Annotated in this window: 3 protein-coding genes and 1 pseudogene; all 4 read left to right on the top strand. The window is 63.7% G+C overall.

The window, feature by feature from the left end:
• Positions 1-152: pseudogene (locus EN991_RS41260) on the top strand (3-hydroxyacyl-[acyl-carrier-protein] dehydratase FabZ); the annotation flags it as partial.
• 13 nt (positions 153-165) lie between these two features.
• Positions 166-999, top strand: coding sequence for an acyl-ACP--UDP-N-acetylglucosamine O-acyltransferase (lpxA, locus tag EN991_RS31540; RefSeq protein WP_013531752.1), 834 nt, complete (start codon positions 166-168; stop codon positions 997-999).
• Entirely contained in the window at positions 986-1,888 is a 903-nt protein-coding gene (locus EN991_RS31535; protein ID WP_164769505.1) for an LpxI family protein, read from the top strand. The genes lpxA and EN991_RS31535 overlap by 14 nt, the downstream gene beginning before the upstream one ends.
• On the top strand, positions 1,881-2,656 hold a 776-nt coding region (locus EN991_RS31530), incomplete at its 3' end, for a lipid-A-disaccharide synthase (RefSeq protein WP_127370219.1). The genes EN991_RS31535 and EN991_RS31530, both read left to right, overlap by 8 nt.

Here is a 2,656-nt window from a genome sequence, read left to right as displayed (position 1 = left end):
GCAAACCGGTCGTTCCCGGCGACCAGTTGAAGATCTATGTCAAGAAAATCAAGAAACGCGGCAACCTGCTCAAATTCGCTTGTGAAGCCATGGTCGACGGCGCCAAGGCGGCCGAGGCCGAGATTTCAGCCATGATGGTCACCAGCGACTGACGATCGAGTGCTTATGAAAATCAAGACATCCATCCATGCTTCCTCCATTGTCGAGGAAGGCGCCAAAATCGGCCAAGGTGTGCGCATCGGGCCGTTCTGCCATGTCGGCGCCGATGTGGTGATCGGCGACGACGTCGAACTGGTCAGTCATGTCTCGGTGATGGGCGCGACGTCGATCGGCGCCTCGACCAAGGTCTACCCGATGGCGACATTGGGCGCGCCGCCGCAGAACACCAAGCACAAGGGCGGCCGAACCACCCTGGTCATCGGCAGGAACTGCACGATCCGCGAAGGCGTGACGATGCATCTCGGCACCGATTCCAGCCGCGGTGAGACGACGGTCGGCGACAACGGCAATTTCCTCGCCTACGCCCATATCGCCCATGATTGCGTCGTCGGCAACAATGCGACGTTCGCCAATGGCGCAACGCTGGGCGGCCACTGCGAGGTCGGTAACAACGTCTATATCGGCGGCCTGACCGCAGTGCATCAGTTTGTCCGCATCGGCGACAACGCCTTTCTGGGCGGTTGCTCCGCGATCGTCGGCGATGTCATCCCCTTCGCCATAGCGGTCGGCAACCGCGCCAGTTTGCGCGGTCTCAACATCATCGGGCTCAAGCGCTCCGGCCTGCCGAGGTCCGAAATCCTTGTGCTGCGCAAGGCTTACAGGATGATCTTCGATCGTTCCCGCACTGTTGGCGAGAACATCGAGTTCGCCAAGGCGGAGTTCGCGTCGTCGCCGACCGCCATGAAGATCATCGATTTCATCACCAGTCGCGGCAAGCGGCACTATGCTGTGCCGTCGCTCAAGGGCGGCGATGGCGACGACGTCGATGACGAAGACTGAGACAGCGGCAGCGCGTCTTGATCTTCCGCCGGGCGCCAGGGTCGGCATCATTGCCGGCGGCGGCAGTCTGCCGGTCGAAGTCGCGGCCGGCTCGGTTGAACAAGGCTATCCGCCCTTCGTCATCCTGATGGAAGGCGAGGTCGACCGCATCGCGGAGCTCTCCCGATACGATCATGAAAGCCTCGCTCTGGAAGGTATAGGCTCGCTGGTCCCATTGCTACGGCGGCACCGGATCACCCATCTGGTGCTTGCAGGCGAGATCAAGCGCCGGCCGCGATTGCTTGCGCTGCGCCCCAGTCTCAGCCTGCTCGCGGTAATTCCGCTGGTCGTCTTGGCGCTCGCGCGTGGCGACGATGGCCTGCTGAAGGTCTTGGCGAGGGGCCTCGAAGCCCGTGGAATAAAAGTTGTCGGCGCCCATGAAGTCGTGCCGAGCCTTGTCGCCGCCGAAGGCGTCCTGACCAACGCCGCGCCACAAAAGTCGGACTGGCGTGACATCGAGGCAGGCCTTGCCGCAGCAAAAGCCATCGGGGCGCTGGACATCGGCCAGGCCGCGATCGCCATCGGTGGCCGGACCATTGCGCTGGAAGGCATCGAAGGAACAGCCGGATTGCTTGAGCGGGCAAAGCTTTTACGCGGCCACGGCCGTATTGCGGGCAAGACCCGCGGCGTCCTGGTCAAGTGCGCCAAGCCTGGCCAGGAACTGCGAGCGGATCTTCCGTCCATCGGCCTGCAGACGGTCGAAGCAGCGCATGCAGCCGAGCTTGCCGGGATTGCCGTCGAGGCGGGACGTTCGCTGGTTCTCGAAGGTCCTGAAACCATCGCGCGCGCCAACGCACTCGGCCTGTTCGTCATTGGCCTGCCTGCCACGACGGAGCCGCACAGTGGCTGACAGGGCATTGAAGATCGCGATTGTTGCCGGCGAGGAGTCCGGCGACCTGCTCGGCGCCGACATAGTACGCTCGCTCAGGCAGGCGGCCGGGCGCGAGGTGCAACTCGTCGGCCTCGGCGGCCGTCATTTGCAGACGCTGGGACTGGTCTCGCCATTCGATGCCGGCGAGATCGCCCTCATGGGGTTCAGTGCCGTCCTGCGCGACCTTCCGCGCCTGATGCGGCGGATCAGCCAACTGGCCAAGACCGTTGCCGACGAAAAGCCGGATTGCCTCGTCACCATCGACAGTCCGGACTTTTCGTTGCGCGTCGCCAAAAAGGTGCGTGCGGCCAACCCGTCGATTCCGATCATCCACTATGTCTGTCCCAGCGTATGGGCGTGGCGGCCGGGCAGGGCGGTCGCGATGAAGCCCTATGTCGACCACATCCTCTGCATCCTGCCTTTCGAGGTTAAGGAGTTGGAGCGGCTCGGCGGGCCACCGGGCACCTATGTCGGGCATCGCCTGACGCACGATGCGGGCTTGCTCGCTGCAGCCAAGGCGCAGGAGTTGCCGCGCGACCTTTCTCCTGATCGGGTCAAAACCTTGCTCGTCCTGCCCGGTTCGCGGCGTAGCGAGGTACGGCGGCTGCTCGACCCGTTCGGCGAGACGGTGTCGATCCTGCGCGCGCGCGGCCACCGCTTGCGGCTGCTGCTGCCGACCGTCCCGCATGTCGCCGACCTCGTCAAATCTTCCGTCAACCGCTGGGATGAAAAGCCTGAGATCATCGT

The sequence above is a fragment of the Mesorhizobium sp. M7A.F.Ca.US.005.03.2.1 genome, from assembly GCF_003997795.1.
Taxonomy (GTDB): Bacteria; Pseudomonadota; Alphaproteobacteria; order Rhizobiales; family Rhizobiaceae; genus Mesorhizobium; species Mesorhizobium ciceri.
The sequence above is the reverse complement of the archived record's forward strand: the minus strand, read 5'-3'. Positions and strand labels throughout refer to the sequence as shown.

Coding starts and splice junctions, on each gene's coding strand:
- EN991_RS31535 (WP_164769505.1), top strand. CDS start 986: ATGACGAAGACTGAGACAGCGGCAGCGCGTCTTGATCTTCCGCCGGGC.
- lpxA (WP_013531752.1), top strand. CDS start 166: ATGAAAATCAAGACATCCATCCATGCTTCCTCCATTGTCGAGGAAGGC.